Origin of the sequence: Streptosporangium carneum, assembly GCF_027922005.1 — a bacterium.
GTDB lineage: Bacteria > Actinomycetota > Actinomycetes > Streptosporangiales > Streptosporangiaceae > Streptosporangium > Streptosporangium carneum.
Window position 1 is genome coordinate 63,685 of record NZ_BSEV01000017.1, and the last position, 24,436, is coordinate 88,120.

The 24,436-nt window shown below is 69.0% G+C and carries 24 protein-coding genes; 9 read left to right on the forward strand and 15 right to left on the reverse strand.

Features of this window, described 5'->3' with window-relative positions; genetic code table 11:
• Positions 1-68: 68 nt before the first annotated feature.
• The gene (locus PKF00_RS29255; protein ID WP_271220888.1) at positions 69-683 is read right to left on the reverse strand and encodes a helix-turn-helix domain-containing protein; all 615 of its coding nucleotides are present in this window, start codon (positions 681-683) and stop codon (positions 69-71) included.
• 58 nt (positions 684-741) lie between these two features.
• Here PKF00_RS29255 and PKF00_RS29260 point away from each other — a divergent pair, with 58 nt between their 5' ends.
• Complete coding sequence (locus PKF00_RS29260; RefSeq protein ID WP_271220889.1) at positions 742-2,115, forward strand: MFS transporter; 1,374 nt, start codon at positions 742-744, stop codon at positions 2,113-2,115.
• Positions 2,116-2,387: 272 nt separating this feature from the next.
• On the forward strand, positions 2,388-2,930 hold the full coding sequence (locus tag PKF00_RS29265) for a DUF4158 domain-containing protein (RefSeq protein WP_271220890.1): 543 nt from the start codon (positions 2,388-2,390) through the stop codon (positions 2,928-2,930).
• A gap of 676 nt (positions 2,931-3,606) precedes the next feature.
• Here PKF00_RS29265 and PKF00_RS29270 read toward each other — a convergent pair.
• Entirely contained in the window at positions 3,607-4,242 is a 636-nt protein-coding gene (locus PKF00_RS29270) for a TetR/AcrR family transcriptional regulator C-terminal domain-containing protein (RefSeq protein ID WP_271220891.1), read from the reverse strand.
• 65 nt (positions 4,243-4,307) lie between these two features.
• Here PKF00_RS29270 and PKF00_RS29275 point away from each other — a divergent pair, with 65 nt between their 5' ends.
• Positions 4,308-4,958 carry a DUF998 domain-containing protein gene (locus tag PKF00_RS29275; RefSeq protein ID WP_271220892.1) on the forward strand — a complete coding sequence of 217 codons (651 nt, stop codon included), beginning with the start codon at positions 4,308-4,310 and terminating at the stop codon, positions 4,956-4,958.
• Between the two features lie 366 nt (positions 4,959-5,324).
• Here the strand turns inward: PKF00_RS29275 and PKF00_RS29280 are convergent, their stop codons facing one another.
• From PKF00_RS29280 to PKF00_RS29300, 5 genes are all read right to left on the reverse strand, one after another.
• Complete coding sequence (locus PKF00_RS29280; RefSeq protein WP_309298447.1) at positions 5,325-5,954, reverse strand: recombinase family protein; 630 nt, start codon at positions 5,952-5,954, stop codon at positions 5,325-5,327.
• Entirely contained in the window at positions 5,860-6,813 is a 954-nt protein-coding gene (locus PKF00_RS29285) for a phytanoyl-CoA dioxygenase family protein (RefSeq protein ID WP_271220893.1), read from the reverse strand. The genes PKF00_RS29280 and PKF00_RS29285 overlap by 95 nt, the downstream gene beginning before the upstream one ends.
• 300 nt (positions 6,814-7,113) lie before the next feature.
• Entirely contained in the window at positions 7,114-7,896 is a 783-nt protein-coding gene (locus PKF00_RS29290; protein ID WP_271220894.1) for an ABC-2 transporter permease, read from the reverse strand.
• A gap of 25 nt (positions 7,897-7,921) precedes the next feature.
• Entirely contained in the window at positions 7,922-9,376 is a 1,455-nt protein-coding gene (locus PKF00_RS29295; protein WP_271221004.1) for a DUF1349 domain-containing protein, read from the reverse strand.
• A gap of 107 nt (positions 9,377-9,483) precedes the next feature.
• Positions 9,484-10,401: an ATP-binding cassette domain-containing protein gene (locus PKF00_RS29300; RefSeq protein WP_271220895.1), complete on the reverse strand. Its 918-nt coding sequence runs from the start codon at positions 10,399-10,401 to the stop codon at positions 9,484-9,486.
• A gap of 123 nt (positions 10,402-10,524) precedes the next feature.
• On the opposite strand from PKF00_RS29300, the gene PKF00_RS29305 reads away from it, so the two are divergent.
• Both PKF00_RS29305 and PKF00_RS29310 read left to right on the forward strand, forming a co-directional pair.
• A complete protein-coding gene (locus tag PKF00_RS29305; RefSeq protein ID WP_271220896.1) occupies positions 10,525-11,688 on the forward strand; it encodes a sensor histidine kinase in 1,164 nt (387 codons plus the stop codon).
• On the forward strand, positions 11,685-12,401 hold the full coding sequence (locus PKF00_RS29310; RefSeq protein WP_271220897.1) for a response regulator transcription factor: 717 nt from the start codon (positions 11,685-11,687) through the stop codon (positions 12,399-12,401). The genes PKF00_RS29305 and PKF00_RS29310 overlap by 4 nt, the downstream gene beginning before the upstream one ends.
• Positions 12,402-12,794: 393 nt before the next feature.
• Here PKF00_RS29310 and PKF00_RS29315 read toward each other — a convergent pair whose 3' ends face one another.
• The 5 genes from PKF00_RS29315 to PKF00_RS29335 all read right to left on the reverse strand — a co-directional run bounded on the left by PKF00_RS29315 (position 12,795) and on the right by PKF00_RS29335 (position 16,568).
• Positions 12,795-14,003, reverse strand: a complete 1,209-nt coding sequence (locus PKF00_RS29315) for a cytochrome P450 (RefSeq protein WP_271220898.1) — start codon at positions 14,001-14,003, stop codon at positions 12,795-12,797.
• 240 nt (positions 14,004-14,243) lie between these two features.
• The gene (locus PKF00_RS29320; protein ID WP_271220899.1) at positions 14,244-15,005 is read right to left on the reverse strand and encodes an ABC transporter permease; all 762 of its coding nucleotides are present in this window, start codon (positions 15,003-15,005) and stop codon (positions 14,244-14,246) included.
• A complete protein-coding gene (locus PKF00_RS29325) occupies positions 15,002-15,823 on the reverse strand; it encodes an ABC transporter ATP-binding protein (RefSeq protein WP_271220900.1) in 822 nt (273 codons plus the stop codon). The genes PKF00_RS29320 and PKF00_RS29325 overlap by 4 nt, the downstream gene beginning before the upstream one ends.
• Entirely contained in the window at positions 15,823-16,236 is a 414-nt protein-coding gene (locus PKF00_RS29330) for a DUF1048 domain-containing protein (protein ID WP_271220901.1), read from the reverse strand. The genes PKF00_RS29325 and PKF00_RS29330 overlap by 1 nt, the downstream gene beginning before the upstream one ends.
• On the reverse strand, positions 16,233-16,568 hold the full coding sequence (locus PKF00_RS29335; RefSeq protein ID WP_271220902.1) for a PadR family transcriptional regulator: 336 nt from the start codon (positions 16,566-16,568) through the stop codon (positions 16,233-16,235). The genes PKF00_RS29330 and PKF00_RS29335 overlap by 4 nt, the downstream gene beginning before the upstream one ends.
• A 327-nt stretch (positions 16,569-16,895) precedes the next feature.
• Here PKF00_RS29335 and PKF00_RS29340 point away from each other — a divergent pair, with 327 nt between their 5' ends.
• Positions 16,896-17,435, forward strand: a complete 540-nt coding sequence (locus PKF00_RS29340) for a serine hydrolase (protein ID WP_438827863.1) — start codon at positions 16,896-16,898, stop codon at positions 17,433-17,435.
• 94 nt (positions 17,436-17,529) lie between these two features.
• Here PKF00_RS29340 and PKF00_RS29345 read toward each other — a convergent pair whose 3' ends face one another.
• The 3 genes from PKF00_RS29345 to PKF00_RS29355 form a co-directional block, all read right to left on the reverse strand.
• Positions 17,530-18,615, reverse strand: coding sequence for an ABC transporter substrate-binding protein (locus PKF00_RS29345; RefSeq protein ID WP_271220904.1), 1,086 nt, complete (start codon positions 18,613-18,615; stop codon positions 17,530-17,532).
• Positions 18,616-18,938: 323 nt separating this feature from the next.
• Positions 18,939-19,778, reverse strand: a complete 840-nt coding sequence (locus tag PKF00_RS29350) for an NAD-dependent epimerase/dehydratase family protein (protein WP_271220905.1) — start codon at positions 19,776-19,778, stop codon at positions 18,939-18,941.
• A complete protein-coding gene (locus PKF00_RS29355; protein ID WP_271220906.1) occupies positions 19,775-20,422 on the reverse strand; it encodes a GntR family transcriptional regulator in 648 nt (215 codons plus the stop codon). The genes PKF00_RS29350 and PKF00_RS29355 overlap by 4 nt, the downstream gene beginning before the upstream one ends.
• A 195-nt stretch (positions 20,423-20,617) precedes the next feature.
• On the opposite strand from PKF00_RS29355, the gene PKF00_RS29360 reads away from it, so the two are divergent.
• From PKF00_RS29360 to ligA, 3 genes are all read left to right on the forward strand, one after another.
• Positions 20,618-21,508, forward strand: coding sequence for an SDR family NAD(P)-dependent oxidoreductase (locus PKF00_RS29360; protein WP_271220907.1), 891 nt, complete (start codon positions 20,618-20,620; stop codon positions 21,506-21,508).
• Positions 21,498-22,115, forward strand: a complete 618-nt coding sequence (locus PKF00_RS29365) for a TetR/AcrR family transcriptional regulator (RefSeq protein ID WP_271220908.1) — start codon at positions 21,498-21,500, stop codon at positions 22,113-22,115. Before PKF00_RS29360 ends, PKF00_RS29365 begins: the two co-directional genes overlap by 11 nt.
• Positions 22,116-22,238: 123 nt before the next feature.
• Positions 22,239-24,326 (forward strand): NAD-dependent DNA ligase LigA, encoded by a 2,088-nt coding sequence (gene ligA, locus PKF00_RS29370; protein ID WP_271220909.1) that lies wholly within the window; start codon positions 22,239-22,241, stop codon positions 24,324-24,326.
• Positions 24,327-24,436: the final 110 nt, after the last annotated feature.

Sequence of the window (24,436 nt, forward strand, 5' to 3'; positions counted from 1 at the left end):
GCCGGGGCCCGGGCGAGACCGGACGCGCGGGCCTGGACCACCGGGGACGAGCCGAAGGCGCCGGCGGCTCAGGCCGTCGGGCTCCGGCCCGGCGGCGGGCCCAGCGGCTGCGCGTGGCAGTACAGGGCGACCCGCCTGCGGTCGGGTGAGTCGTCCGCGGCGTTCTCGCCATGGGCCTGCCAGCGTTCCACCAGTTCGTTGAGCTCTTTGCCGAAGCGGCGGAGCTCCTCCGAGGTCAGTCGCATCTGCCCGAGGCGGCTGAGCAGCGCGGCGTCCTGCCACTCCCGGGGCCAGGCGTGCATGTCCTCCACCCAGCGCCGCGTCTGCTCGGCGGTGAACTCCACCCACTGGAGCATCGTGGCCCGCGAGGCGATCAGGCCGACGGGGTCGTCGGCGAACTCCGACGGCGTCAGCGACAGGTCCTCCGTCGGCACGAACCGCCACCAGCGTTCGCGCCGGTCGCGGGCCAGCTCCGGGACCTCCGCCACCAGTCCGTGGCGGGCCAGCTGCCGCAGGTGGTAGCTGATCACGCCCACCGGCTGCGTCAGATGCTCGGCGAGCATGCCGACCGTGGCCGGCCCGATCTCGTCGACCGTCAGGAGCAGCCGCATCCGCAGCGGGTGACTGAGCGCCTTGAGCGCGCCGGCGTCCTTGGGGCCGAGATGGCGGCTGGCCTGTTCCATGCCAGCACTCTACCAGAAAACTTGTACAAGACATCTTGTACAACTATCGTGGTGGAATATGCAGCCTTTACGGAGAAACGCCCGCTTCCAACTCTTCTGGCTGGGATCGGCCGCCTCCGAACTGGGATCGACCCTCACCTGGCTGGCCTACCCCCTGCTGGTGCTGGCCCTGACCGGCTCACCAGGCCAAGCCGGACTGATCGGCGCGATCGAACTGGCAAGCGCAATGATCTTCGCCCTGCCCGCCGGAGTCCTGGTGGACCGCTGGGACCGCCGCCGCGTCCTGCTCGGCACCGACCTCGCCAGAGCCGCCACGATCGCGAGCGTCGCCCTGGCGGCCTTCACCGACAACCTGACACTGCCCCACCTGATCGCGGCCTCGATCGTCAACGGCGCCGCAGGTGCGCTCTTCGAACCCGCGCACGCCGCCTCCCTTCGCGCACTGGTGCCCAGAGAACAACTGCCCAGCGCCTACGCCCAGGAGCAAACCCGTAAACACGCCGCAGGACTGGCCGGACCACCGCTCGGCGGCCTGCTGTTCGCAGCCGGCCGCGCCGTACCCTTCCTGGTCGACGCCGTCACCTACCTGATCTCGTTCGCCTGCGTCGCCCTCGCCCGAGTCCCCCGCAGACCCGCCGAACCGACCCCACGGCAGAGCATGTTCGAGGGAATCGCCGAATCCGTGCGGTGGATGCGAGGCCAACGCCTGCTCCGCGCCATCTGCGGACTGGTCCTCATGGCCAACCTCGCCGTCAACGCGATCATGATCCCGCTGATCGTGCTCATCGGCTCACCGGTACAGGTCGGCACCGTCATGGCCTGCCTGGGAATCGGCGGCCTGCTCGGCGCCGCGATCTCCGGACGCCTCACCCGGCTACTGCCCCCCGGCCGCCTCATGCTCGCCGGCTGCTGGTTTCTCGCAGTCACCCTGCCGCTGATGACGCTGCCGCTCGGCGCCTACTGGCCCGCGGCCGTCCTCTTCGTCGGCGGCCTGGTCGTGCCCGCGCTGAACATCGCCCTCGCCGTCGAAGTGGCCCGAACCGTCCCCGACCACATGCAAGGCCGGATCCAGTCCCTGCTCAACGTCGCCACAATGGGCATCACACCACTCGCACCACTGCTCGGCGGCGTGCTGACCCAGTACGGCGGACCCGTCACCGCCATCATCGTCCTCAGCGGCTACCTCGCCGTCTGCTGCGGCGTCGGCACCCTGTCACCCACGCTCCGGCACTCACCACGAACGGCGAACCCCGAGGCCCCCGCACAACGAACCAAGACGACCCCGGCACATCAGAGCACACCGCGGGTGCCTCACCTGCCACAGCACCCCAACTTCGACCGGCATCGCCGCCAGGCCAAGCACCTGCCACCCACCGCCCAAAGCGGCGACGCCCTCGAGCGGCGGTCGCCAACGGCCACACCGCCGGCATGAAACACCCGCCGCCCGAGAGCCGACCGGCCTCAGGGGAGGATCGGTCCGGATTTCGGCGCTAGAGAGTCGATCTTGACGACGATTCGGTGACGGCGGCTGTTCACCCTGGTCGGGCGCCCTGGCGCGCCTGCTCATGCCTGTGGATTTCCTGTCAGATGAGCAAGTAGCCCGCTATCGCCGGTTCTGGCCTGAGGTGTCGGTGGCCGAGCTCGAACAGTTCTTCCGGCTGGACGCCAAAGCCCTGGAAGCACTGGCCGGTAAGCGTCGACCCGGTGTGCGCGGAGTACCTGATCCGGCCGAAGACCGCCTACGAGCACGCCTGGGAGGTCCGGGACCTGCTGGAGCCGTCGGAGTTCTCCAAACACGAGCAGGAGGTCCGCGACCACCTGGCCGCCCGGGTGTGGCCGACGATCGAGGGGCCGCGGGCGTTGTTCGACCGCGCCGTGGTGCACCTGCTGCGCGAGGGCATTCTGCTGCCTGCGGGGATCACCACCCTGAACCGGCTGATCAGCGAGGTGCGCCGGGCCGAGCACGCGCGGCTGTATCGCACGCCGGCCAAGCGCGCCGGCCCGGAACTGCGGGCCAGGCTGGCCGATCTGCCGCAGGTGCCTGCCGACCGGCGGGTCTCGGAGCTGGAGCGGCTGGCCGAGCCGCGCAAGACCGCGACGCTGCTGGCAATCACCCGGAGCCTGCAGGCCGAGGCCGTCGATGATGCGCTGGATCTGTTCGCGCCGCTGATGGCCACGAGGCGTTTGCAACAACCCATGAAACGCGGTTCGCCCAGGGTGCTCCCTACCGGGCGGCCTGTTTCATAGGCGAACACTATGAAACAGGCCGGACCGTGGTCCGTGATCAGACCCGAATGTTCAGAACTGGTCCTACAAGGGGCGGTGACAGGACAGGCACATGACCCTGTGTTTGGGCGACGATGATCGTGGGCCGGTTGTCCCGGGCCGCGCCCGACCGGACTGCCGGATGGGTGAAGTCCTGTCCGGGGCCACTCGAGGGGTTCCTTCATCCTCTCGACGGGCATGGAGATCCGCCAGGCGGCGAACCCGGCCGCGGCGAGCCCGGTGATGGCCAGGAAACTACTGGTGAGAAACGGGTCGGTGTCGTTCAAAGCGGGAGCGAACCCGATGCCGATGTAAATGGTGATCCCGGTGGAACCGCCCAGTTGGTCGGCGGCTCGTTGGACACCGGAAGCGATGCCGGCGTCGTCTTCGGTCACGCCGGTCACTGCGGCGTACTGCAGCCCGATGTTCCCAAACCCCATCCCGGCGGCGATGAGCACCATGGCCGGGATCATCGCCAGACCGGTGGCCCCGAGGCAGGAGACCAGCGCGATGGCGATCATGGCCAGCGTGGTCAAGCCGATGCCGGTCAGGACACAGGCCTGCGCGCCCCACCGGCCGAGCAGCCGGGGAGCCAGCATCGAGACCACGATCAGGGACACCGCCAGAGGCAGCGTCCTTAATGCCGTCACCCGGCTGGTCAGGTCAGGGTGGCGGCGGTCCCGTCGATCAGCATCCGGAGCCCGTGCTCGAAGGCCTCCTCGCCCAGTGGGTTGCCGCCCTCGGCGATTCCCGTGATGAGGGGCGCCTCCATACCCCGTTCCAGCAGTGCGGCCAGATCGGCGAGTGCGCCCGGGGCGCCGTGACGCTCGGTCTGCTCCTGCAGGACGAACCCGTTGATGTAGCGAGTACACGCCGCGACCGTCCGCAGGGCGAGAACCGGTGTGAACCCGCAGCCGACCAGGGCGGCCAGTTCCTCGTCGAACAGCCTGACCGTCGCGGGGCTCAGGACGTGGGCGCTGACCACGATGCGGGCGCCGTCACGGTGGGCCAGTAACGAGGCCCGGTAGGAGCGGGCCCTGCGCAGGAGCCAATCCTGCCAGCTCTCCCCCTCGAGGGGCGGGCCCATCCCGGCGGCCAGGACGATGGCGTCGGCCATGCCGTCGAGCAGTTCCTGCTTGGTGCGGATGTGCCAGTAGAGCGCCGGCGACCGCACCCCCAGCTCGGTGGCGAGCCTGCGCACGGTCAGCCCGTCGAGGCCGACCTCGTCGAGTAACCGGAGCGCCGTCTCGATCATCGTCTGCCTGGTGACCGCAGGCCGCCTGGTCTCTCCCATCGATTGACACCTTAGCAGCGCTAAGGAAGCATGATGTTCCTTAGCGCCGCTAAGGAAGGAGGAGCATGTCAACCAGAGCTCTGCTGGCCTGCGGCGGCGTCGCCGGGCCGCTGTTCGTCCTCGTGGTGATGATCCAGGACTACACTCGCCCCGGCTTCGACCCCAGGCGGCATGCACTGAGCCTGCTGAGCCTGGACGATCCGGGCTGGATCCAGATCGCCAACTTCGCGGTCACGGGGCTGCTGTACGTCGCATGCGCCGTCGGCCTGCGGCGAGCTCTGCGTCCGGGGCGGGCGGACACCTGGGGCCCGCTGTTCATCGGCGCCTTCGGGGCCGGGCTCGTCGGCGCTGGAGTGTTCCGGACGGCACCCGGGTGGGGGTATCCGCAGGGGGCACCGCCCGGCCTGCCCGTCGAGACGAGCTTGAGCTACGTCCTGCACGGCGTGTCCTTCCTCGTGGTGCTTCTTTCGTTGATCGGAGCCTGCTTCGTGTTCGCCCGCGGGTTCGCCGCGCGGGGAGAGCGCGGGTGGGCGATCTCCTGCGCGGTCACGGGCGTGGCCCTGCCCGTGATCTACGTGCTGTCGGGAGTGCTGTCCGGCGGCGGTACGGACCCTCGGCCGTTCAGCCTCCTGCTCCGGGCCCTGGCGCTGGTGGGATGGTCATGGGCCTCACTGGTCGCGGTACGGGTGATGAGCATCGCCGCCCCCGCACACTGAGCCCGGCGGCGAAACCCACCGCGTCGCGGACATCGCCGACGACAAGATCGACGACATCCGGTGGTGCCATCATTTCCACTGGCTTTCCTGCCGACTCGCCTGCCGGCGTACAGCTCGACCTGGCCGAACCTTCAAACGGGGTCGACCCGCAGGGGCCGGAAGCTGCGCCAAGCCGTCGTTGGGTTGTTCAGGCATGTTCGAGACGTACCAGCCTCCGGACTCTTCAGGCCTCGTACGGGACCGAATGAATTTCGGCGATCTTCGGGCGCAACAAGGCCACAAATGGGACAGGCGATCCTCCCGCAGGTAGAGGCCCGGAAGCCCTATAGCTACGGCGAGGGGCGGAGTAGGCGGTGATCCCGCGTTCTACCTGGGGTTTTCTGGGGCTCTGTGGATGATGCGGTGGATGGTGGAGCGTCCGACGCCGTACTCGGTGGCCAGGCCGACGAGGGAGACCTCGCCTTCGGTGTAGCGGCGAGGGATGGAACGGCGGGCGGGTTCGGGCAGTTTGGGCTGCTTGCCCTGGAGCTTGCCGTTCTTCCTCGCGAGGGCCGTCCCTTCGCGGGTGCGCTGGTGCCCGATGTTCGCTTCGAACTCGGCGACCATCACAAGGGGCTGGAAGAACAGGCGGCCGAACGGGTCGTTCCAGTCGTAGTCACTCGCGCCGAGGCCGAACGGCACGCCACGGCCGGACAGCCCGGTGGGGATGTCGTTGGCCTCGGCCATGTTGCGGGCGAACCGGTCGAACCTGGTGACGGTGAACACCGTCCCGTCCCACACGGCCGCCAAGGCCTGGTCGAGGCCGGCGCGGTTGCGGCGGGTGGTGCCGGAGAACCCGCGGTCGATGCAGATCCGTTCCTCGGGGACACCGGGCGCGAGGAACGGCGAAGAGGCCTGTTCACTATGAGTGCTGTGCTGACGTGCTCCAAGGCGTGAGGTCGAGTTCGGGGTATCGAAGTGCCATCCCGGCGAGCGTCTCGGGGGTCCAGTAGGGATGCTCGGGCGGCGGAAACCCGAAGGCTTGGAGTTGTCGTGGGGTGGCGCGATGGACGAAGTCCACCCAGGCTCGTTCGAAGCCCTGGGCGGCCCACCCAGCGCGCTGTCCCCAGTGAAGGCCAGCGGACCGGAATCCCAGGTGCATGCTGTAGCGGACGCCGCGTGGTGCGGTCAGCTGGGTGCCTCGGTGGAAGGTTCCGGTCTCGAAGGCGATGACCGTGCCGGCCGGGCCGGCACCGGACACCTCGGCAGCGTAGAGATCCGGGCTGCCGCTGTCGTCGACGAACCGACCGGTGCCTTCGCGCCCTGGTCGCAGGTACCAGTTCGGCACGGCCGGCAGGTCGGCGGTGTGCTTGCGCGAGACCAGGTGCGGGGGCCCGAGTTCCTCGGGCACGTCATTCAGGAAGACGAACATCTCCAGTTGGCGGTGTCCGGGCGTCGTGCTCGGCACCAGGAGCGTGTGGTTGAGGTAGTCGCGATGCAGATCCTGGTCGTAGTCGCAGGCTCCGGTGTATTTCGCCCAGGCTTCGGCTGATGAGAGGCGGATGTCACTGTCCTCGAGGAGTGACTCGGCCAGGTCCAGGATCCGGTGGTTGACGGCCAGCAGGCTGATCGCTGTGCTCGCGAAGGGAAAGGTGTCGATCCCGGCGAACTCATCTCCGATGAAGCGCTTTGCGCGCGGGTCCGTGTCATCGTGGAAGCCCGCAGCGGACGGGAACATCTGATCCACCTCGTTCACCACTGCGCTCAGCTCGTCAGCTGGGATGAAACCCGGTAGAACGACGAACCCGTCCACCCGCCACATCCGCGCCGCATCCTGGAGATCCATGAGGCAAGGATCATCGAGGTGCGAACGCATGGGCAAATCCTTTTCAGGCCCGGCATCCGCTACACGGCAGCTGCAAGATCGAGACGACTGTCCATGTCGAGGGCGACGTTCCAGTTCTCGGCGACCTGCAGGCCGCTGTTGATCTCTCGGCGGAGGCCTCTTCGTCGGTGAGGTGGTCGCAGGCGAAGACGGTGCGGACCACACGGCCGAGTTCTTCGTGCTTCGCGGCGACGTACAGGGTGCGCCGGTCAGGGCTGTTGCGACAACCCGTTGCCCGGGCTCCCGGCAGCGCCGAAATCCGGTCCGATCCTCCCCGAGGCCGACCGGCGGCTATGCGTCACGCATCCGCAGAAGCAGCCCGCCGCCCAGAAGCGCCGCGACGGCCCACGCGGCGAGTACGCCCAGTCCGGCCCACGGACTGAGAGGCAGACCGGCGAGGTCGGTGGTGACCTGGATGGCGAGCCCGGCGTTCATCGGAGAGACCTGCCACAGAAACCGCCGCCAGCCGTCATCAGCGATCACGAGAATGAGGGCGGGAAAAAGGTAGAGCAAACCGAGCACGACCCCGACGGCGGTGGCGGAGTCTCGCACAGCGGTGGCGACACCCAGGCTGAACAGGGCGATCAGCGCCAGGTAGAGAACCGAGCCGACCGCGGCGCGCAGCATGGGACCGCCGCTGAGGACGAGCGTTTCAGCGGGAAATCCGTTGTCGAGCAGGATGCGCCATGTGGCCAGCACGGAGGCGAACACGGCGACACTCCCAACGATCAGCGTCAAACCGACCAAAATGATCGCCTTGGCGGCCAGGACACCGGTCCGGCACGGCATCGCGGCCAGAGTGAGACGGATCATCCCGGTGTCATACTCACCGGTGATCGCCAGAACGGCCAAGACCGCGACGACCGCCTGACTCACCTGAACCCCGAAAAGACTGATCCTGGCAGGATCGTAACCACAGCCCGCTGAGGCACAGGACACCACGGCGGAGGCCACGACGCTGACGGCGACGGTCAGCACCACCACCGCGAACAACAGCCAGCCGACGCCGGCCAGAGTACGGAGCTTCGTCCACTCCGCACGCAAGTGCTCACTCACACACTCCTCCCCCGGCACCGGGAAAGGCTCCCACGGGAAGGTCTCATGCGTCCCTCCGGCGAAGTCGAAGAACGGCCACCCCGAAGGCGAGCACGGTATAGCCGGCCAGCACGACCAGACCGGCCCACGGCGGCAACGGATAGAACCCGGCGATGGGCGCATAGTGACCGAGCACATGCGCGTACTGCGGGATGCTCTGCTGCGCGGCGAAGCCGGCCGCCGGAGTGAGGCGCAGCAGCCACTGCGCTGCGCCGTCAGGCAGAACCGAGGTCGTCGCGAGAACATGCGGAACCACGATCACCGCGACAGCGGCGACCACCGCCGCGACACTGCGCCGCAGCAGCGCGCCAAGGGCCAGGGAAAGCACAGCGGCCAACGCGAACAGCGCCGCCATGCCCACCACGATGCGCACCTGGGTGAGCGGGGACACCGGAAGAACGGCGTTGCCGTTGCCGCGCAGGATCCACCCGCCGACCGTGAAAGCGACCGCGACGGCAGGCAGGGCGACCGCGAAGGTGACCAGACCGAGCACCAGCGCCTTGGCCGCCAGCATCCGGCCACGGCACGGACCGGCCAGCAAGGTGACGCGGATCAGGCCATGCCGGTACTCGGCGGTGACGAACATGACCGCCACCACGATCACCAGGATCAGGCCGACCAACGCGCCACCGAGGGGACGTTCGGAGGTGGGACCCTCGACGGCCGGCGCGATGTCGCCGACGCCGGTGACGGAGAAAGCACCGCCGGACCGGCCGGCGCGACCCGGATGGTGCGCCGACCCGTCAGGCGCGACGGTGACACCGACGTCGTCGTCACGCCACACACCGGACACATCGCCCCGAAGCTCAACCCGATCGAACTCACCGGTGACCTCGGTGAAGCGCGCCGCCGCGACGGACCCGCCGAGATCTCCCTGTGTGACCGTAAGATCGCCGGGAGAAGTCGCGAACATACCGATCTGGACGGTCCGCGGTAGTCCGGTCAGCGTCACGGTGCCGACCTGGACCCACCTGACGCCGTCGACGGACTCGTCCCCGGTAAGGGTGTCACCGACGCGAGTCAGCCGGAGCCACCGCGGCGACCGCCGGGAAACCCCGCCCGGCCGACCGGCCACATCATGAGTGAAGTTGTGCTGCATCCGCACCCCGTGCTCACCGGTCATCATCACCGCCGCGTAGACAGAACCCTGCCTGACACTCTCCTTGATCATGACTCCGGCCTTCGCCCACGGCACGACCCCGGACACCACGTTGCGCTGCCCCGGGGTGACATCGGGCTTACGGATCTGGCCCGTCATGGAGACGAGGCGGACGGTGATGCCGCCGTCCCCGACCAACGACCGACGCACGAAAAAGAACTTGTCGTCCACCGCTTCGCCACCCGGACCGACCAGAGGCGAAGGACAGACAACCTCAACCGAACCAGAGCCGCACGAGGCGTGGTCACCGGACGCGGACAACAGCCCGAGCAGCACGATGACCGACGCCGCCGCGGCCATGGTGACCACCCAACCGCGCACCGTCCTGAACTTGACCCACTCAGCGCGCAACAACCACCCGAACCCCCCACGCTCGACCCGCGGTTCCGAACAGCGCGAAAGGACGCTCACCCCGCCGCTCCCCGATACTCGACCACATCGGCGGTCAGATCCATGTAGGCCTGCTCCAACGTCACCCGATGCGCCGCCACCTCGGAGAAAGGCAGCCCACCGGCGTTGAGCACCGCCACGACGCGCTCGGACGGCAACCCAGAGACGACGACCGTGTCACGATCGGTCACCACCATCGTCGCGCCGGCACGACCCAGCACCGACACCGCCTCCGAGCACGCCGCCGTCCGCACCACGACCCGGCCGCGGGAGGCGGTCGCGATCAAGTCCGCCACACCGGCGTCAGCGATGACACGCCCCCTGCCCACCACCACGAGACGGTCGGCGGTGCCCTCCAACTCACTCATCAGATGACTGGACACCAACACGGCCCGCCCCTCACCCGCCAGCGACCGCAGGAAACCGCGCATCCACACGACACCCTCGGGATCCAAGCCGTTGACCGGCTCGTCCAACATGAGCACCGGCGGATCCCCGAGCAACGCGACCGCGATACCAAGCCGCTGCCGCATGCCCAGCGAGAAACCACCCACCCTGCGCCGAGACACGGACCCCATCCCGACCTGCCGCAGCACCTCGTCGACCCGCCCACCGCCCAAGCCCTGAGAGCGAGCCAGCCACAACAGGTGATTCCGCGCAGTACGGCCCGGCTGAAACGCACCGGCGTCAAGCAACGCACCGACGTGAGTAAGAGGATTACGCAGACTGGTGTACGGCTGCCCGCCGATCAACGCGTGACCCTCGTCAGCCCCGTCCAACCCGAGGATCACCCGCATCGTGGTGGACTTGCCCGCACCGTTGGGCCCGACGAACCCGGTGACCTGACCGGGCGGCACAGTGAACGACATACCGTCCAGCGCCAAAGTCCGACCGAACCGTTTACGCAACCCGGCGACTTCAATGATTGCCTGCATGCGACCAGTTGTACGAACCCAGCCCTAACACGGGCCGAACAGAGACCGTCACACCGCTGTTAGGTCCGGCACGGCATCCTGGAACGCATGCGAAAGCGGCGACGACCAGCACACACCGTACGAATGCGCTTCACCCTCCTCTACGGCGCCATGTTCCTGCTGTCCGGCATCGGACTGCTGGCCATCACCAACCTCGTCGGACTCGGAGGAACACGGACCAGTCAGTCCGCACCTCCCGGCACCCCGCCAACGGAACCGACCACGCTCACCGCCGCCACCGATCGCATCGCCTGGCTCCAAACCCAACTGTCGGACACCCACACGGCCCAGTCCCGCCAACTCCTGATCGGCTCAGCGGTGGCACTGATGATCATGAGCGTGGTGTCGGTCGTCCTGGGCCGGATCATCGCCGGCCGGGTACTACGCCCGCTACGGACGATCACCGCGGCCACCCGCCGGATCTCCGCCGACAACCTGCACGAACGACTGGCCGCCCAAGGCCCCGCCGACGAGGTCAAAAACCTCGCCGACACCATCGACGAACTGCTGGAACGACTGGAGAACTCATTCGACGCCCAACGCCGCTTCGTCGCCAACGCCTCCCACGAGCTCCGCACCCCACTGGCCACCATGCGCGCGTCCCTGGACGTCGCCCTGGCCAAACCGGAACCCATACCGGCGCAGACCGCCGCGCTGGCCGACCGGCTCCGCACCGAACTCGACCAGATCGACCGGCTACTCGAAGGCTTCCTCACCCTCGCCCGCACCCAGCACGGCGCCCTGACCGACCGCACGACACTCTCACTCCGCCAACTGGCGAACACCGCCCTGCACTCCCGAGCCACCGACATCACCGCTCACCACCTCACCGTCGACCTCTCCGCCGACCCGGCAGGCACCACCGACGACAGCGCGTGGACACAAGGAAACAGGACACTCCTCACCCGCATGATCGACAACGTCATCGACAACGCCATCACCCACAACCACCACGGCGGCTGGATCCGCCTCGCCACCACCACCGACGCCACAACGGCCCAGCTCGTCATCGAGACCGGCGGACGCATCCTCGACCAAGAACAAGTCACCCCCCTGGCCCAGCCCTTCCAACGACTCAGCGCCGACCGCACCCACTCCGACAACGGCTCCGGACTCGGCCTCTCGATCGTCGCAGCCATCGCCGCCGCACACGGCGGCACCCTCGACCTACACGCCCGAACAGAAGGCGGCCTCCGCGTCGCCGTCTCCCTACCGGCGGCAGCCGTGCCGACGGAGACCGCGGCATGAGAGTGCTCGTGGTCGAAGACGCACGCTCCCTCGCCGACGTACTCGTCGAAGGCCTGAGCGATCAAGGCATGGCCGTGGACGTGGCCTACGACGGCCTGGAGGCCGCCGCCAAACTCGGCCTCAACACCTACGACGTGGTGCTCCTCGACCGCGACCTGCCCGGCATCCACGGCGACACCCTCTGCCAGATGATCACCGAACACGACGACCGCGTCATGGTCCTCATGCTGACCGCCGCCGGCTCACCCGTCGACCGAGTCACCGGCCTGACCCTGGGAGCCGACGACTACCTGGCCAAGCCCTTCCACTTCCCCGAGCTGATACTGCGCATCCGCGCCCTGGCCCGCCGCCAGCCGACCGCCCGGCCCCGCAGACTGCGCGCGGCCGGCGTCGAGCTCGACCCGCTACGCCGTACCGCCACCCGCGACGGCCGCCACCTGGACCTGTCAGTCAAGGAGTTCGCCCTGCTCGAAGCCCTCCTACGCGCCACCCCAGCCTTCCTCAGCGCCGAGGACCTGCTCGAACAAGTGTGGGACGAACACGCCAACCCCCTGACCAACACCGTCACGGTCACCATCGGCCGCCTGCGCCGCAAACTCGGCGATCCCCCGGTCATCACCACGACACCCGGCGTGGGATACCGGATCACGACCCACGATCTCCGCGGAGACCCGTCGCCTGCCCCCCGGCCGGCGCGGGAGAATCCGCGATGAGGCATCGACGACAGACTGCGACCAAGGGAACCTCCGCAGGCCGCGCACGGGTCGACAACCTTTGAACCGCGCAAGCCCTGGGCGCTTGGCGCCGGATGTTGGGTCTTTAGTCCATATTAAATGATCTTGAAACCCGCCGAGGCCCTTTACAATGTAGATCAATAACCGCCGTTCAAGCGGGGTGCTCGGCCTCACCCCGAGGGGATGTCACACCGAACGGCGTCGGAGCGCCGCCCACCCCGCCTCCCGGTTCGGAGCGCTCCCCCGAACCACGACACCTCGCGCCGCGCCCGGGTGGTCGGAGCCTGCTTCTCGAGCGTGCCCATGGCCGCGGTCAGGACCGGCGGGCGAGGGCGTCGGATGAGGCGCGGGTGCAGCAGGCCGGACCGGCGGTCACGCGTCCCAGGTGACCGGCAGGCTCTTCACCCCGTAGATGTCCGCGGTCTCCAGACGCAGAGCGACCCCTTCGGCCGGTACGGCCAGGCGCAGCGTGGGGAAGCGGTTGACCAGCGCGGGAAAGGCGACCCGCATCTCGACGCGGGCCAGCTGCTGGCCCAGGCACTGGTGGATGCCGTGGCCGAAGGCCAGGTGCCCGCCGTCCCGCCTGCGCAGGTCGAGCAAGTGGGGGTCGCTGAAGCGCTCGGGGTCGCGGTTGGCGGTGTTGTAGGACAGGATGACCGTCGTGCCGGCCTCGACGGTGTGGCCGCCCAGCTCGACGTCCTCCAGTGCGACCCTGTGGAACTGCTTGGCGACGCTCAGATAGCGCAGCAGCTCTTCGACGGCCTGGTCGGTGAGCGCGGGGTCGGCGCGCAGCGCGGCCAGTTGCGCGGGGTTGCGCAGCAGCGCGAAGGTGCCCAGCGCCAGCATGTTGGCGGTGGTGTCGAACCCGGCCGCCAGCAGGATCAGGGCCATCCCCTGCAACTCCTCGTCGGTCAGGTCGCTGTCGGTCAGATCGCTGAGCACGTCGTCGGTGGGGTTGGCGCGTTTGGCGGCCACCAGTTCGGCGAGGTAGTGCTGGACCGCGGTGTAGGCCGCGATCTGCTCCTCGTCGCTCGCCTCCCCGCTGAGCAAGGAGTCGATCTGCTCCTGGAAGGAGCCCCGCTCCTCGTACGGCACGCCCAGCAGCTCGCAGATGACGACGGCGGGGATGGGCTTGGCGAAGGCGGTCACCAGGTCGGTCGGCGGACCGGCCTTCTCCATGGCGTCCAGGTGCTCGGCGGTGATCTGCTCGACGCGCTCGGTGAGCTGTCGCATCCGCCGGACGGTGAACTTTCCCACCAGCGGTTTGCGGTAGCGGCTGTGCTGCGGCTCGTCCATGAGAAGGAACTCGCCGGGCGACGCCGGGGGGACCTCGATGTCGCCGTAGTCGATCAGCGGGTGGTGGCGCATGAGCTCCTTGCGGGAGCTGAACCGCGAGTCGGCCAGGACCGACCGGACCAGGTCGTAGCCGGTGATCAGCCGGCCCTGGTGTCCGTCGGGGAAGGTGAAGCGACTGATCGGGCCGTGTTCACGGGCGTCGATCAGCTCCGCCGGCGGATCGAAGGGGCAGCCGGGCTGACGCGCGGCCGGCATCGTCGTGACGGTGTGGAGGGATTCGGTCATGACCTTTCCTTGTCTCGCGATAGTACGTTTTTTGCGGGGCTTGAAAGCCGCGCCGCATCGGAGAATGACTGCCTGCCTGCCCGAAGGGCGTTTCCCGGTATCCAGTGGAAATTGTCGCCATGACGCCGGGCTCACATGAGGTGTGCGTCGAAATGAACGGCGGCGAGGTCGATGTCGGCGGCATGCGATCCGCCTCTCCCCCACGCTGATCTGAAACCGGGCAGACTCGATCGATACGGTCTAGGAGATCTTGCGGCGGTAGGTGTTCATGGCGAAGACGTAGGCGACGACGAGGAGGCCGACACACCAGGCGAGGGCGATCCAGATGTCGGCGCCGACCGGCTGCTGGGTGAACAGGTCGCGGAGGGCGTTGACGATGGACGTCACCGGCTGATGCTCGGCGAAGACGCGCAGCGGGCCGGGCATGGTGGCGGTGGGCACGAAGGCCGAGCTGAGGAACGGCAGGAAGATGAGCGGGTAGGAGAACGCGCTCGCGCCTTCCACGGACTTCGCGGACAGACCGGGGATGACGGCGAGCCACGTCAGCGCCAGGGTGAACAGGATCAGGATGCCGGCGACCGCGAGCCACGAAAGCACTCCCGCCCCCGAGCGGAAGCCCATGAGCAGGGCGACGAGCACGACGACCGCGAGCGAGATCAGATTGGCGACCAGCGAGGTCAGCACGTGCGCCCACAACACCGACGACCGTGCGGTCGGCATGGACTGGAATCGCTCGAAGATGCCGCTCTTCATATCCGTGAACAGCCGGAATGCGGTGTAGGCGATGCCCGAGGCGACCGTGATGAGCAGGATGCCGGGCAGCAGGTAGTTCACATACGAATCCACCCCCGTGTTGATCGCGCCGCCGAACACGTAGACGAACATCAGCATCATGGCGATCGGCATGACCGCGGTCGTGATGATGGTGTCCGGGCTGCGGCTGATGTGGCGCAGGGATCGGCCCAGCAGAACGGCGGTGTCGCCGAAGAAGTGCTTGGTCATCGTTGTTCCTTACTCGTCCGTGCCGACGTCGCGGCCATGGCCGGCGTCGCCTTCTTGCCGTCGGCGCCGACGAGCGCGAGGAAGACGTCCTCCAGGGTCGGCTGTTTTTCGACGTATTCGACCTTGGCGGGCGGGAGCAGCTGCTTGAGCTCGGTGAGGGTGCCGTTCACGATGATCCGGCCCTCGTGCAGGATCGCGATCCGGTCGGCGAGTTGTTCGGCCTCGTCCAGATACTGGGTCGTGAGCAGCACCGTCGTACCCTGGGCGGCGAGTTCTCTGACGGCCTGCCACACCTCGATGCGCGCCTGGGGGTCGAGCCCGGTCGTCGGCTCGTCGAGGAAGATGACCGACGGGTTCCCGACCAGGCTCATCGCGATGTCGAGGCGGCGGCGCATGCCCCCCGAGTACGTCGACACCTTCCGCGCTGCCGCGTCGGTCAGCGAGAAACGCTCGAGCAGGTCATCGGCGATCATGCCGGGATTCTTGAGGTGTCGCAGCCGGGCGACCAGCACGAGGTTCTCCCGCCCGCTGAGGATCTCGTCGACGGCGGCGAACTGCCCGGTGAGGCTGATGGACTCCCGCACGTCCACGGCCTGCGTGGCGACGTCGAAGCCGTTGATGCGGGCAGTGCCCGCATCTGCTTTGAGCAGCGTGGACAGGATCTTCACGGCCGTGGTCTTGCCCGCCCCGTTCGAGCCGAGCAGGGCGAAGATGCTGCCCCGCGCCACGGTGAAGTCCACGCCGCGCAGTACCCGCAGTTCCCTGTACGACTTCTCCAGGCCCCGCACATGGATCGCCGGAGCTTGCTGTGCCGTCATCAGACCGTCCTGTCCTGTCTTCCGGTGTCTTCGCCGGCGGCGCGCTCGATGGCGCTGGTGAAGCGGTTCCGCTCCCGGGCTCTGTACTGCCCGACCGGGTAGTTGGCCATGAACGCCTCGACGAACTCCACGGGGTCTTCCCCGAAGATGTCGCGGATCGGGGTGCCGTCCGCCGCGCTCTGTTCGAACAGATCGGCCAGGTCCTCGTACATCGACATCGCGCCGGCGCCGTCCGCAGGTCCGAAGTGCATCAGGTAACGCTCCAGCGCTTCGACCGCCGTGCGATAGTTCTCGGGAAGCCGCTTGATGCGCGCCTTGTACTGCCGGTAGCGCCGCTTCTCCTCGAGCGACCCGGTGACCACCTCCAGGTACTGCAGGTAGCGACTCTTCGGCTCGTTCGACCCTGGGGTCATGTGTGCTTACCTCCTTCGCGGAGCTGTTCGAGCCTCTCGGCAAGGAAGCTCCAGGTCCTCCAGAACTCTTCGAGGTACTCCCGCCCCTGAGCGTTCAGGGAGTACACCTTGCGCGGCGGCCCCTTCTCGGACGGGACCTTCTCCACGTCGACGAGGCCGCGCTGCTCGATCCTGACGAGCAGCGCGTAGACGGTGCCCTCGGCGATGTCGGAGAAGCCCTGCTCGCGCAGCCACGCCGTGATCTCGTAGCCGTACGCGGGCCGGCCGGACAGGATCGCCAGGACGATGCCCTCCAGCGTTCCCTTGAGCATCTCCGTCACCTGCTTGCCCATGAACACCCTCTTCAGCTACTCAGTGACGCTGACTACCAGTACAAAGTAACACTGACTACCAGTACTTAGCAACAGTGAATACCTGGGGCGCGCTTGGGAACCGCGAGCGCCGCAATCGCTGAACTGTTCATGGCGTCCACCATCGCCGGCCGCCCTGATATGGGGCCGTCGCCGTGCTGACACGGCCGCTGACTCGGCACCGCAGCAGACCTGATCGCCGCCGGAACCTCCGCCGTCCCGGCACGCCGCCCGGCCGCCGCCGACTCTAGGGGTGGCGGGACAAGGCGGGCGTCCCGCCACAGGACCGGGCCTGCCGGGCGGCCGTCACTGTCGCGGGATGTCGATGCCGGCCGCGTGCAGGTTCGCCTCGACCAGCGCGTTCAACCGGGCGATGGACGGCTCCTGGTCTTCTCGATGGTGGTTGACCAGTCCGTACCGGGCAGCGGCGTCGGACTGGTCTCCACCGTCGACGACTACCACGCCTACTTCCGGATGCTGCTGAACCACGGGACGCACGACGGCCAACGGATCCTGTCCCGGCCCGCCGTCCGGCTGATGACCACCAACCGCCTCACGCCTGAGCAGCAAGCCGCCCGAAACGCCATGTACAGGAACATCGCCCATATCCCGGTCGGCCAAGGGCAGCACGGCGGCTGGGGTTTCGGGACGGCGGTGCGCACCTACCGCGGCGACTGCGCGCCCATCGGCCAGTTCGGCTGGGACGGCGGCACCGGCACCACCGTCTACGCCGACCCCGACAACCAGCTCACCGGAATCCTGCTCACCCAGGTCGGAATGTCCACTCCGGATTCGCCGCGGCTCATCCACGACTTCTGGACCACGCTCTACCAGGCCGTCGACGACTGACGCCGAGTTCGCCGAGCTCGGCGTGGCCGCTCCACACGCGCATTCGCTCTCATGAACGGCCGATTCCGGGAGAAGACGGTGACCGTCCGTGCTCTCAGCCGGCGTGAAGGACCCGAAAGCGATCGGGTTCCGCCGGATCTCGATCAACGACCTGGATCGGCGGCCAGGCCCATTGCCGAACACCGATGCCTGGCACACGGGAGAACCGGATCCGCCCGCGGGTGCCCGCGACCACGACGTGCGGCCAGGCTTCGGCGATGCGCGCCCGGTCCGCGCCGTGAGAACGCAGCACATCGGCAAGGACGGCCACCGTGTCATAGCCCTCGAAGGCGACGAAGGAGGGCGCCTCGGCCAGCCGCTCGCGCAGAGCCGTCTCGACTCGCGCACCGAGCGGGCCGAGACGCTCGGGCAGGTAGCGCAGGAACGGGATCGCGGCGCCGTCGTCGCCCAGCGACCTCGCCCACTCGGCGAACTCCGGCTGCCCGGCCGGAGCACCGATCATGACCTCGGCCAGGCGCTGGTCACGGCGGACGGACTTGACGATCGACACCGCCGGCTCCGGGTGACCGACCAGGAGCAGCAGGGCGGTCGCGCGATTGCCGACGAGTTCGTCGCACACGGCCGCAGGGGCGAGCGCGCGCATGTCGAGTTCGACGACGGTGCCGCCGCGTGAAGCGAGGTGATCCCGCAGAACGCGCGCCCCGGACGCCCAGTAGACACTCGGCTCGGCCGCCACCGCGATTCGCCTGTGGCCCGCGCCCAGGAGGAAGTCCGCGTAGATCCGCCAGCCGTGGGACTGCGCCGGAGCCAGGCGCGCGACCCAGTCCGTCGGCTGCTCGGTGAGCGCGTCGAGAACCGCCGACGAGCACAGGAACGGCAGGCCGAGGGCGTCGGCCCTGGTGGCGGCGGCGCGAGCGACGACGCTGTGATACTCCCCCGCCAGGGCGGCCACGCCCAGACGCGCCAGTTCGTCCACGGCCGCCGCGGCCCTCTGCGGATCGGCCGCGGTGTCTCGGACCACCAGTTCGAGTGGTCTTCCGGCGATCCCGCCGGTGTCATTGACGTCGCGAACGGCCAGTTCGAGTCCGGCGAGCAGGTGCCGGCCCGCCTCGACCCAGCCAGGCCGAGTCAGCGGAACGAGAGCACCGATCTGGACTGATGATCCGTCGGTCCGTTCCACTCCAGAGAGCGATGGTGGCGTGTTCATACGTTTGCGTCTCCCGTGTGATGATTCAGTGGCAGTATGCCTGGATCACAGAGTGGCGACGGCTTCGGTACCGGTGAGATCGCCCAGTCGACTGTCACGAGTGTCGACAACGTCACGTTCAACGGCCGCCGTCCGCGCTCTCCGGAGGCGTGGCAGGTCCAGGCTCCGCCGCCCTCGTCGAGGATCTGGACGGACGACCGGTCACGGGCCCGGAGGGCGGTCGGGACCTCACCGCGAGAGAAGCCGAGGACCTTGCGGCCCGGGACGGGCCGCGAGAGCGTGACACGCCGGTTCGATCAAGGAGTACGGTGGGCGTCCGGTCTGGCGGCCCAGCCTCCGTACTCGTAGTGCGTGTACCGGCCCCCCTGGCAGGGCTCGGAGTACGGCTGGAGCCGGTCCGCGAACTCCTCCGCGTCGTCCCTCGGCTCGTATCCGAGCGCGCTCGCGGCCGCGTTCTGCGACCACCACGAGCGCGTGTTACGTGAAACCCCGTAGATCGTGACGTGACCGATCCCGGCCGGAGCCGCGAGGCACGCCTCGTAGAGCCTGGCCGCGTCGGAAGGGCTCAGCCAGGTGTGCAGGTGGCGCGGCTCCGAGGGCCGCTCCTCGAAGGAGCCGATCCGCACCGAGACGACGTCGAGGCCGAACCGGTCGGCGTACAGGCTCGCGAGCGCCTCCCCGAAGGCCTTGGCCGCGCCGTACAGGCCGTCTGGCCGTACGGCCTCCAGTCCGTCGAGCGTCCGGTCCACGGGGTGGAACCCGGTGATGCGGTTGGAGCTGGTGTTGACGACCCGCGGCACCTGCTCGAGCCTGCAGGCCTCGAACACGTTGTAGACGCCTTCGAGGTTGGGGCCCTTGAGGGCGTCGAAACCGGTCTCGTCGGGGATGCCGCCGAGGTGAATGACCGCGTCCGTGCCGCGGACGACGGCCCTGACCTGGCCGAGATCGGTGAGGTCGGCGTGGACGAACTCCTCGTGCGGTTCCGTCGGGCCGACAGGGCGGATGTCGGAGAGGCGGACGCGGGCGATCCTGCGAAGGAGCGTTCCTCGAAGCGACGTGCCCATGGTGCCCGCGGCTCCGGTGACGAGGACGCGGCCTGGCAGCCGGCTCACGCCGGCCACCGGGCGGGCGCTCATGCGCTCTCCCCCGCCAGGCTGAGCCCCCGCAGGTAGTTGCCGCGCGTGGCCCTGGCCGCCGCGCTCGCGTCGCGGTCGAGAACGGCCTGGATGATCTCGGCGTGCTCGCGGGCGGACTGCCCGTCGGGTCCGCGGTTGTGGAAGTACAGCGACACGACGCGGCTGGTGTGCGTCTCCAGCGAGTCGATGGAGGACGTGAGGAACCTGTTGCCCGCCCTGTTCACCAGCACGCGGTGAAAGGCCGTGTCCGCGAGATGCGCCCTGCCGATGTCGCCGTCCTGGACCGCCTGCAGGAGCTCGTCGTTGTGCCCGCGCATGGCGGCCACGTCGTCGTCGGTCGCGCGCGGCGCCGCCAGCTGGGCCGCCAGCTCCTGGAGCACCCCGAGCGGAGCGATGATCAGTGCCAGGTCGTCGGGCCGGGCCTCGGCGGCCTTCGGCCTGCGACGTGGCGGGCTGGTCACCATGCCTTCACGCTCCAGCTGAATGAGCGCCTCCCGGACCGGGGTCCGGCTCACGGAGATCTCCTGAGCGATGGTGGCGTCGTCGAGGATCTCGCCTGGGCGCAGACGACCCTCCACGAGCCCGGCGCGGAGATACGCGTACGCCACGTCCCGCGCGGAGGTAACCGGGTTCTCCCAATCCATAAACAATATATTGTATGAAGTACACCAGAGAGGCAAGGACTCCGGAGGAGCGTCGGGCCGGCCTGTCGTGAGGACCGGCCGCGAGCGTGGGTTCGCGCACCCGGGCGAGCCGTGACGCCCCGTCGGCTTCTTGCCGTCCCGGAATCCAGAGAAGGATTCTAGAGAGATTCTCTAGAATCCTTTAGACTCCCGGCCATGGAGAACGCGGAGACACGCCACCCGCTCCCCGCCCGGACGGCCGTGGTGACAGGCGGCAACCGCGGCATCGGACACGCCGTCGCCGCACGGTTGCTCCAAGCCGGGTGCGACGTGGTGCTGGTCGCACGTGACAGAGAGCGAGGCGAGGCCGCGCGGGCGTCGCTCGCCGGGACCGGTGCGGCCCGCGCGCGTCTGGTCGTCGGCGACCTGTCCAGCGTCCGAGAGGTGCGCGCGACCGCCGGAGCGCTCGCGGAGGCCTGTCCGCGCATCGATGTGCTGATCCACAACGCCGGTCTGTGGCCGAGCCTGCGGGTGCTGGGCGAGGACGGGCTGGAACAGTCCTTCGTCGTCAACCATCTCGCCCCGTTCCTGCTCAACCACGAGCTGGAGCCGTTGCTGACCGCTTCCGGGGCACGAGTCGTGCAGGTCAGTGCCGGGCTGTACGTCAAGGGCCAGGCCGATCCGGAGCGCACCCCCACCGGCCTGGACTTCCACCCGGTGCGGACCTACGCCGACACCAAGCTGTGCAACCTGCTGCTGGTGCCACGGTTCGCCGAACGCTGGAAAGACGCCGGAGTGACCGTCAACGCCGTTCACCCCGGAGTGATCCGCACCGGGCTGGGAGACCGTGACGGCCTCCTGGGTCACCTGCTCAAGGCGGTGAAACTGCTGTGGAAGAGCCCGCAGACAGGGGCTCGGCCTGTCGCCAGGCTCGCGCTGGCCGAGGAGACGGCTGGGCGGAGTGGCCGTTACTTCCACATCGAGGCCGAGCAGCCGCTGGCCCCGGTCGCCGCCGACGCCGCGCTCGCGGAGCGACTCTGGACGCAGGCTCTGGAGCTCACCGGCCTCGAGCGGACCCCGCCACCGGCCCGGCACGATGTCGCCTAAGCAGCGGCGGGGCGCGGCGACCGCCGACAGGGTGCTGGCGGCGGCCCTCGATCTCTACGCGGCCGAGGGTCTCAGCGGCCTGACCATGACCGCGTTGATCGCCGAGACCGGCGTCAGCAGCGGCAGCCTCTACCACCACTTCGGCAGTCTCGGCGGACTCACCGCGGCCCTCTACGCCCACTGCATGTCCGAACTGCTCGACACGCTCGTCGCCGCGCTCGAGCGTTCCAGGACGGCCCGCGCCGGCGTACGGGCCCTCGTCGAGGCGTACTTACGGTTCGCCCAGGACAACCGGCCGGCGGCGCACTTCATCCATGCCTCGTCCTATGCCGACTTCCTGCCGGCCCACGCGGAGCGCGTCGCGGAGGCGAAGGCGCCCAGGATGCGCCGGATCGCCGAGTGGCTCCGTCCCCACGTGGAGGCAGGGCACGTCATCGCCCTGCCCGACCCTCTCACCGAGATGCTCGTCATCGGTCCCGTGGCGGAGACCTCCCGCCGCTGGCTCGCCGGAGCACCCGACGTCGACTTGACGGTCGCGGCGCGCCTGCTCCCCGAACGCGTCTGGCAGTCGGTCCGCGGCGACTCCCCGGCCTTCGGGGAGAGATGACGCCACCGGTCCCGCCGGAGGCGTCCACGATCACCTCCGCCGTCCGTCCGAGGGGATGGTTCCTCCAGCTCAGTCCGCTGTTCGCGCGCCGAAACTGTCGGTGGCGATCGACATGATGGGTTCATGAGCGAAGCACCCCCCATTGCCCTCTTGGCCGACGAGACCGCCTACGCCGAGGCGGTGCAACTCGCCGTGGACGCCTGCGCGGCCTACTACGGCGACGGCGCCTCCCCGCTTGACGACGACGCCTACGACCGGCTGGTGCGCGGCATCGCGGCCTACGAGCGGGATCATCCCGAGCAGGTGCTGGCGGCCTCCCCCACCGGCAAGGTGGCCGGTGGCGCCGTGGTCGGCGACGTCCCGCACACCGTGCCCATGCTCTCGCTGGACAACGTGTTCGGGGCCGAGCAGCTGGCCGACTGGGCGGCCTCGCTGGAGCGCAGGCTCGGCCGCCCGGTCGCCGCCTGGAGCGTGGAGCCCAAGCTGGACGGGCTGGCGATCTCCGCCCGCTACCGCGGCGGCCGTCTGGTCCAGTTGGTCACCCGTGGAGACGGGACCGCCGGTGAGGACGTCTCGCACGCCATCGGCACGATCGTCGGGCTGCCCGACCGGCTGGCCGAGCCGCTGACCGTGGAGTTGCGCGGTGAGGTGATGATGACCACCGCCCAGTTCGAGCAGGCGTGCGCCAAGCGGATGGCGCACGACGGCAGCACGTTCGCCAACCCGCGCAGCGCCGCCGCGGGCACGCTGCGCGCCCAGGACCGCCCCTACGTGTGCGAGCTGACCTTCTTCGGGTACGGCGCGCTCCCCTTCCCGCCCGACGACGCCTCCGCGTTCGCCACGCGGCTGCGCGAGCTCCCGCACAGCCAGATCATGGAGTGGGTCGCCGGTCAGGGAGTGCAGACGACCGCGGCCACGCCGGTCGCGGGCGTCGTCGCCGACACACTGGACCAGGTGCGGAAGCGGGTGGAGCAGATCACCGCCGCCCGCGCGCAGCTGCCGTTCGGCATCGACGGCATCGTCGTCAAGGCCGACTCCGCGGCCGACCAGACCCAGGCCGGGTTCAGCTCGCGTGCCCCGCGCTGGGCGGTCGCCTACAAGCTGCCCGCCACCGAGAAGATCACCAAACTGCTCGCCGTGGAATGGAACACCGGCCGCACCGGCGTCATCGCCCCCCGCGCGGTGCTCGAGCCGGTCGAGCTGGACGGCAGCGTCGTCACCTACGCCACCCTGCACAACGTCGCCGACATCACCCGCCGCGGCCTCATGCTGGGCGACTCTGTCACCGTCTACAAGGCCGGTGACGTGATCCCCCGGGTCGAGGCGCCCGTCGTGCACCTGCGCACCGGGACCGAACGACCGATCGACTTCCCCCAGGTCTGCCCGACCTGCGGCGACGCGATCGACACCACCCAGGAGCGGTGGCGATGCGTGCGCGGCCGGGCGTGCCGGGCGATCGCCTCGATCGGCTACGCGGCAGGGCGTGACCAGCTCGACATCGCGGGCCTGGCCGAAACCCGCATCCAGCAGATGCTGGAGGCCGGGCTGATCTCCGACTTCGCCGACCTGTTCTTCCTCACCCGCGACCAGGTGCTGAGCCTGGAGCGGATGGGCGAGGTGTCCACCGACAACCTGCTGGCCGCCTTCGAGCGCGCCAAGAGCCAGCCGCTGAGCCGGGTGTTCTGCGCGCTGGGCGTGCGCGGCACCGGACGGTCCATGAGCCGCCGCATCGCCCGGCACTTCGGCACCATGGAGGCGATCCGCGCGGCCGACGCCGAGGCGATCCAGGTGGTGGAGGGCATCGGGCCGGAGAAGGCCCCCGTCGTGGTCGCCGAGCTGGCCGAGCTGAGCGACCTCATCGACAAACTCGTCAGGGCCGGGGTCTCGATGGTCGAGCCCGGCGTCACGCCCGCCGCGGTGGGCGAGGCGGCGAGCGGAGAAGAGAACCACGAGGCTCCCGCGCCGCCGCTGGCCGGAATGACGGTCGTGGTGACCGGCGCGATGAACGGCCCTCTGCAGGAGCTGTCGCGCAACCAGATGAACGAGCTGATCGAGCGGGCGGGCGGCAAGGCGTCCTCCAGTGTGTCGGCCAAGACGTCACTGCTGGTCGCGGGAGAGAAGGCGGGCTCCAAGCGCACCAAGGCCGAGACCCTGGGCGTGCCCGTCACCTCCCCGGAGGAGTTCGCCGCCCTCGTCGGCGCGTTCCTGTGATCAGAGGCCCGGGACGGCCGGTCGGGGTGCGCTCCATGACCGGCCGGGCGGGGACGGCCGTTCGACGATCGCCTCGCACGGTTCCTCTCGTCCCGGCCGCCTGATCACAT

What these genes read in the sequence shown, in the direction of transcription:
- PKF00_RS29255 (WP_271220888.1), bottom strand. Translation starts at nt 683, where the DNA reads ATGGAACAGGCCAGCCGCCATCTCGGCCCCAAGGACGCCGGCGCGCTC.
- PKF00_RS29260 (WP_271220889.1), top strand. Translation starts at nt 742, where the DNA reads ATGCAGCCTTTACGGAGAAACGCCCGCTTCCAACTCTTCTGGCTGGGA.
- PKF00_RS29270 (WP_271220891.1), bottom strand. Translation starts at nt 4,242, where the DNA reads ATGGGAGAGACCAGGCGGCCTGCGGTCACCAGGCAGACGATGATCGAG.
- PKF00_RS29275 (WP_271220892.1), top strand. Translation starts at nt 4,308, where the DNA reads ATGTCAACCAGAGCTCTGCTGGCCTGCGGCGGCGTCGCCGGGCCGCTG.
- PKF00_RS29285 (WP_271220893.1), bottom strand. Translation starts at nt 6,813, where the DNA reads ATGCGTTCGCACCTCGATGATCCTTGCCTCATGGATCTCCAGGATGCG.
- PKF00_RS29295 (WP_271221004.1), bottom strand. Translation starts at nt 9,376, where the DNA reads ATGGCCGCGGCGGCGTCGGTCATCGTGCTGCTCGGGCTGTTGTCCGCG.
- PKF00_RS29300 (WP_271220895.1), bottom strand. Translation starts at nt 10,401, where the DNA reads ATGCAGGCAATCATTGAAGTCGCCGGGTTGCGTAAACGGTTCGGTCGG.
- PKF00_RS29305 (WP_271220896.1), top strand. Translation starts at nt 10,525, where the DNA reads ATGCGCTTCACCCTCCTCTACGGCGCCATGTTCCTGCTGTCCGGCATC.
- PKF00_RS29310 (WP_271220897.1), top strand. Translation starts at nt 11,685, where the DNA reads ATGAGAGTGCTCGTGGTCGAAGACGCACGCTCCCTCGCCGACGTACTC.
- PKF00_RS29315 (WP_271220898.1), bottom strand. Translation starts at nt 14,003, where the DNA reads ATGACCGAATCCCTCCACACCGTCACGACGATGCCGGCCGCGCGTCAG.
- PKF00_RS29320 (WP_271220899.1), bottom strand. Translation starts at nt 15,005, where the DNA reads ATGACCAAGCACTTCTTCGGCGACACCGCCGTTCTGCTGGGCCGATCC.
- PKF00_RS29325 (WP_271220900.1), bottom strand. Translation starts at nt 15,823, where the DNA reads ATGACGGCACAGCAAGCTCCGGCGATCCATGTGCGGGGCCTGGAGAAG.
- PKF00_RS29330 (WP_271220901.1), bottom strand. Translation starts at nt 16,236, where the DNA reads ATGACCCCAGGGTCGAACGAGCCGAAGAGTCGCTACCTGCAGTACCTG.
- PKF00_RS29335 (WP_271220902.1), bottom strand. Translation starts at nt 16,568, where the DNA reads ATGGGCAAGCAGGTGACGGAGATGCTCAAGGGAACGCTGGAGGGCATC.
- PKF00_RS29350 (WP_271220905.1), bottom strand. Translation starts at nt 19,778, where the DNA reads ATGAGCGCCCGCCCGGTGGCCGGCGTGAGCCGGCTGCCAGGCCGCGTC.
- PKF00_RS29355 (WP_271220906.1), bottom strand. Translation starts at nt 20,422, where the DNA reads ATGGATTGGGAGAACCCGGTTACCTCCGCGCGGGACGTGGCGTACGCG.
- PKF00_RS29360 (WP_271220907.1), top strand. Translation starts at nt 20,618, where the DNA reads ATGGAGAACGCGGAGACACGCCACCCGCTCCCCGCCCGGACGGCCGTG.
- PKF00_RS29365 (WP_271220908.1), top strand. Translation starts at nt 21,498, where the DNA reads ATGTCGCCTAAGCAGCGGCGGGGCGCGGCGACCGCCGACAGGGTGCTG.
- ligA (WP_271220909.1), top strand. Translation starts at nt 22,239, where the DNA reads ATGAGCGAAGCACCCCCCATTGCCCTCTTGGCCGACGAGACCGCCTAC.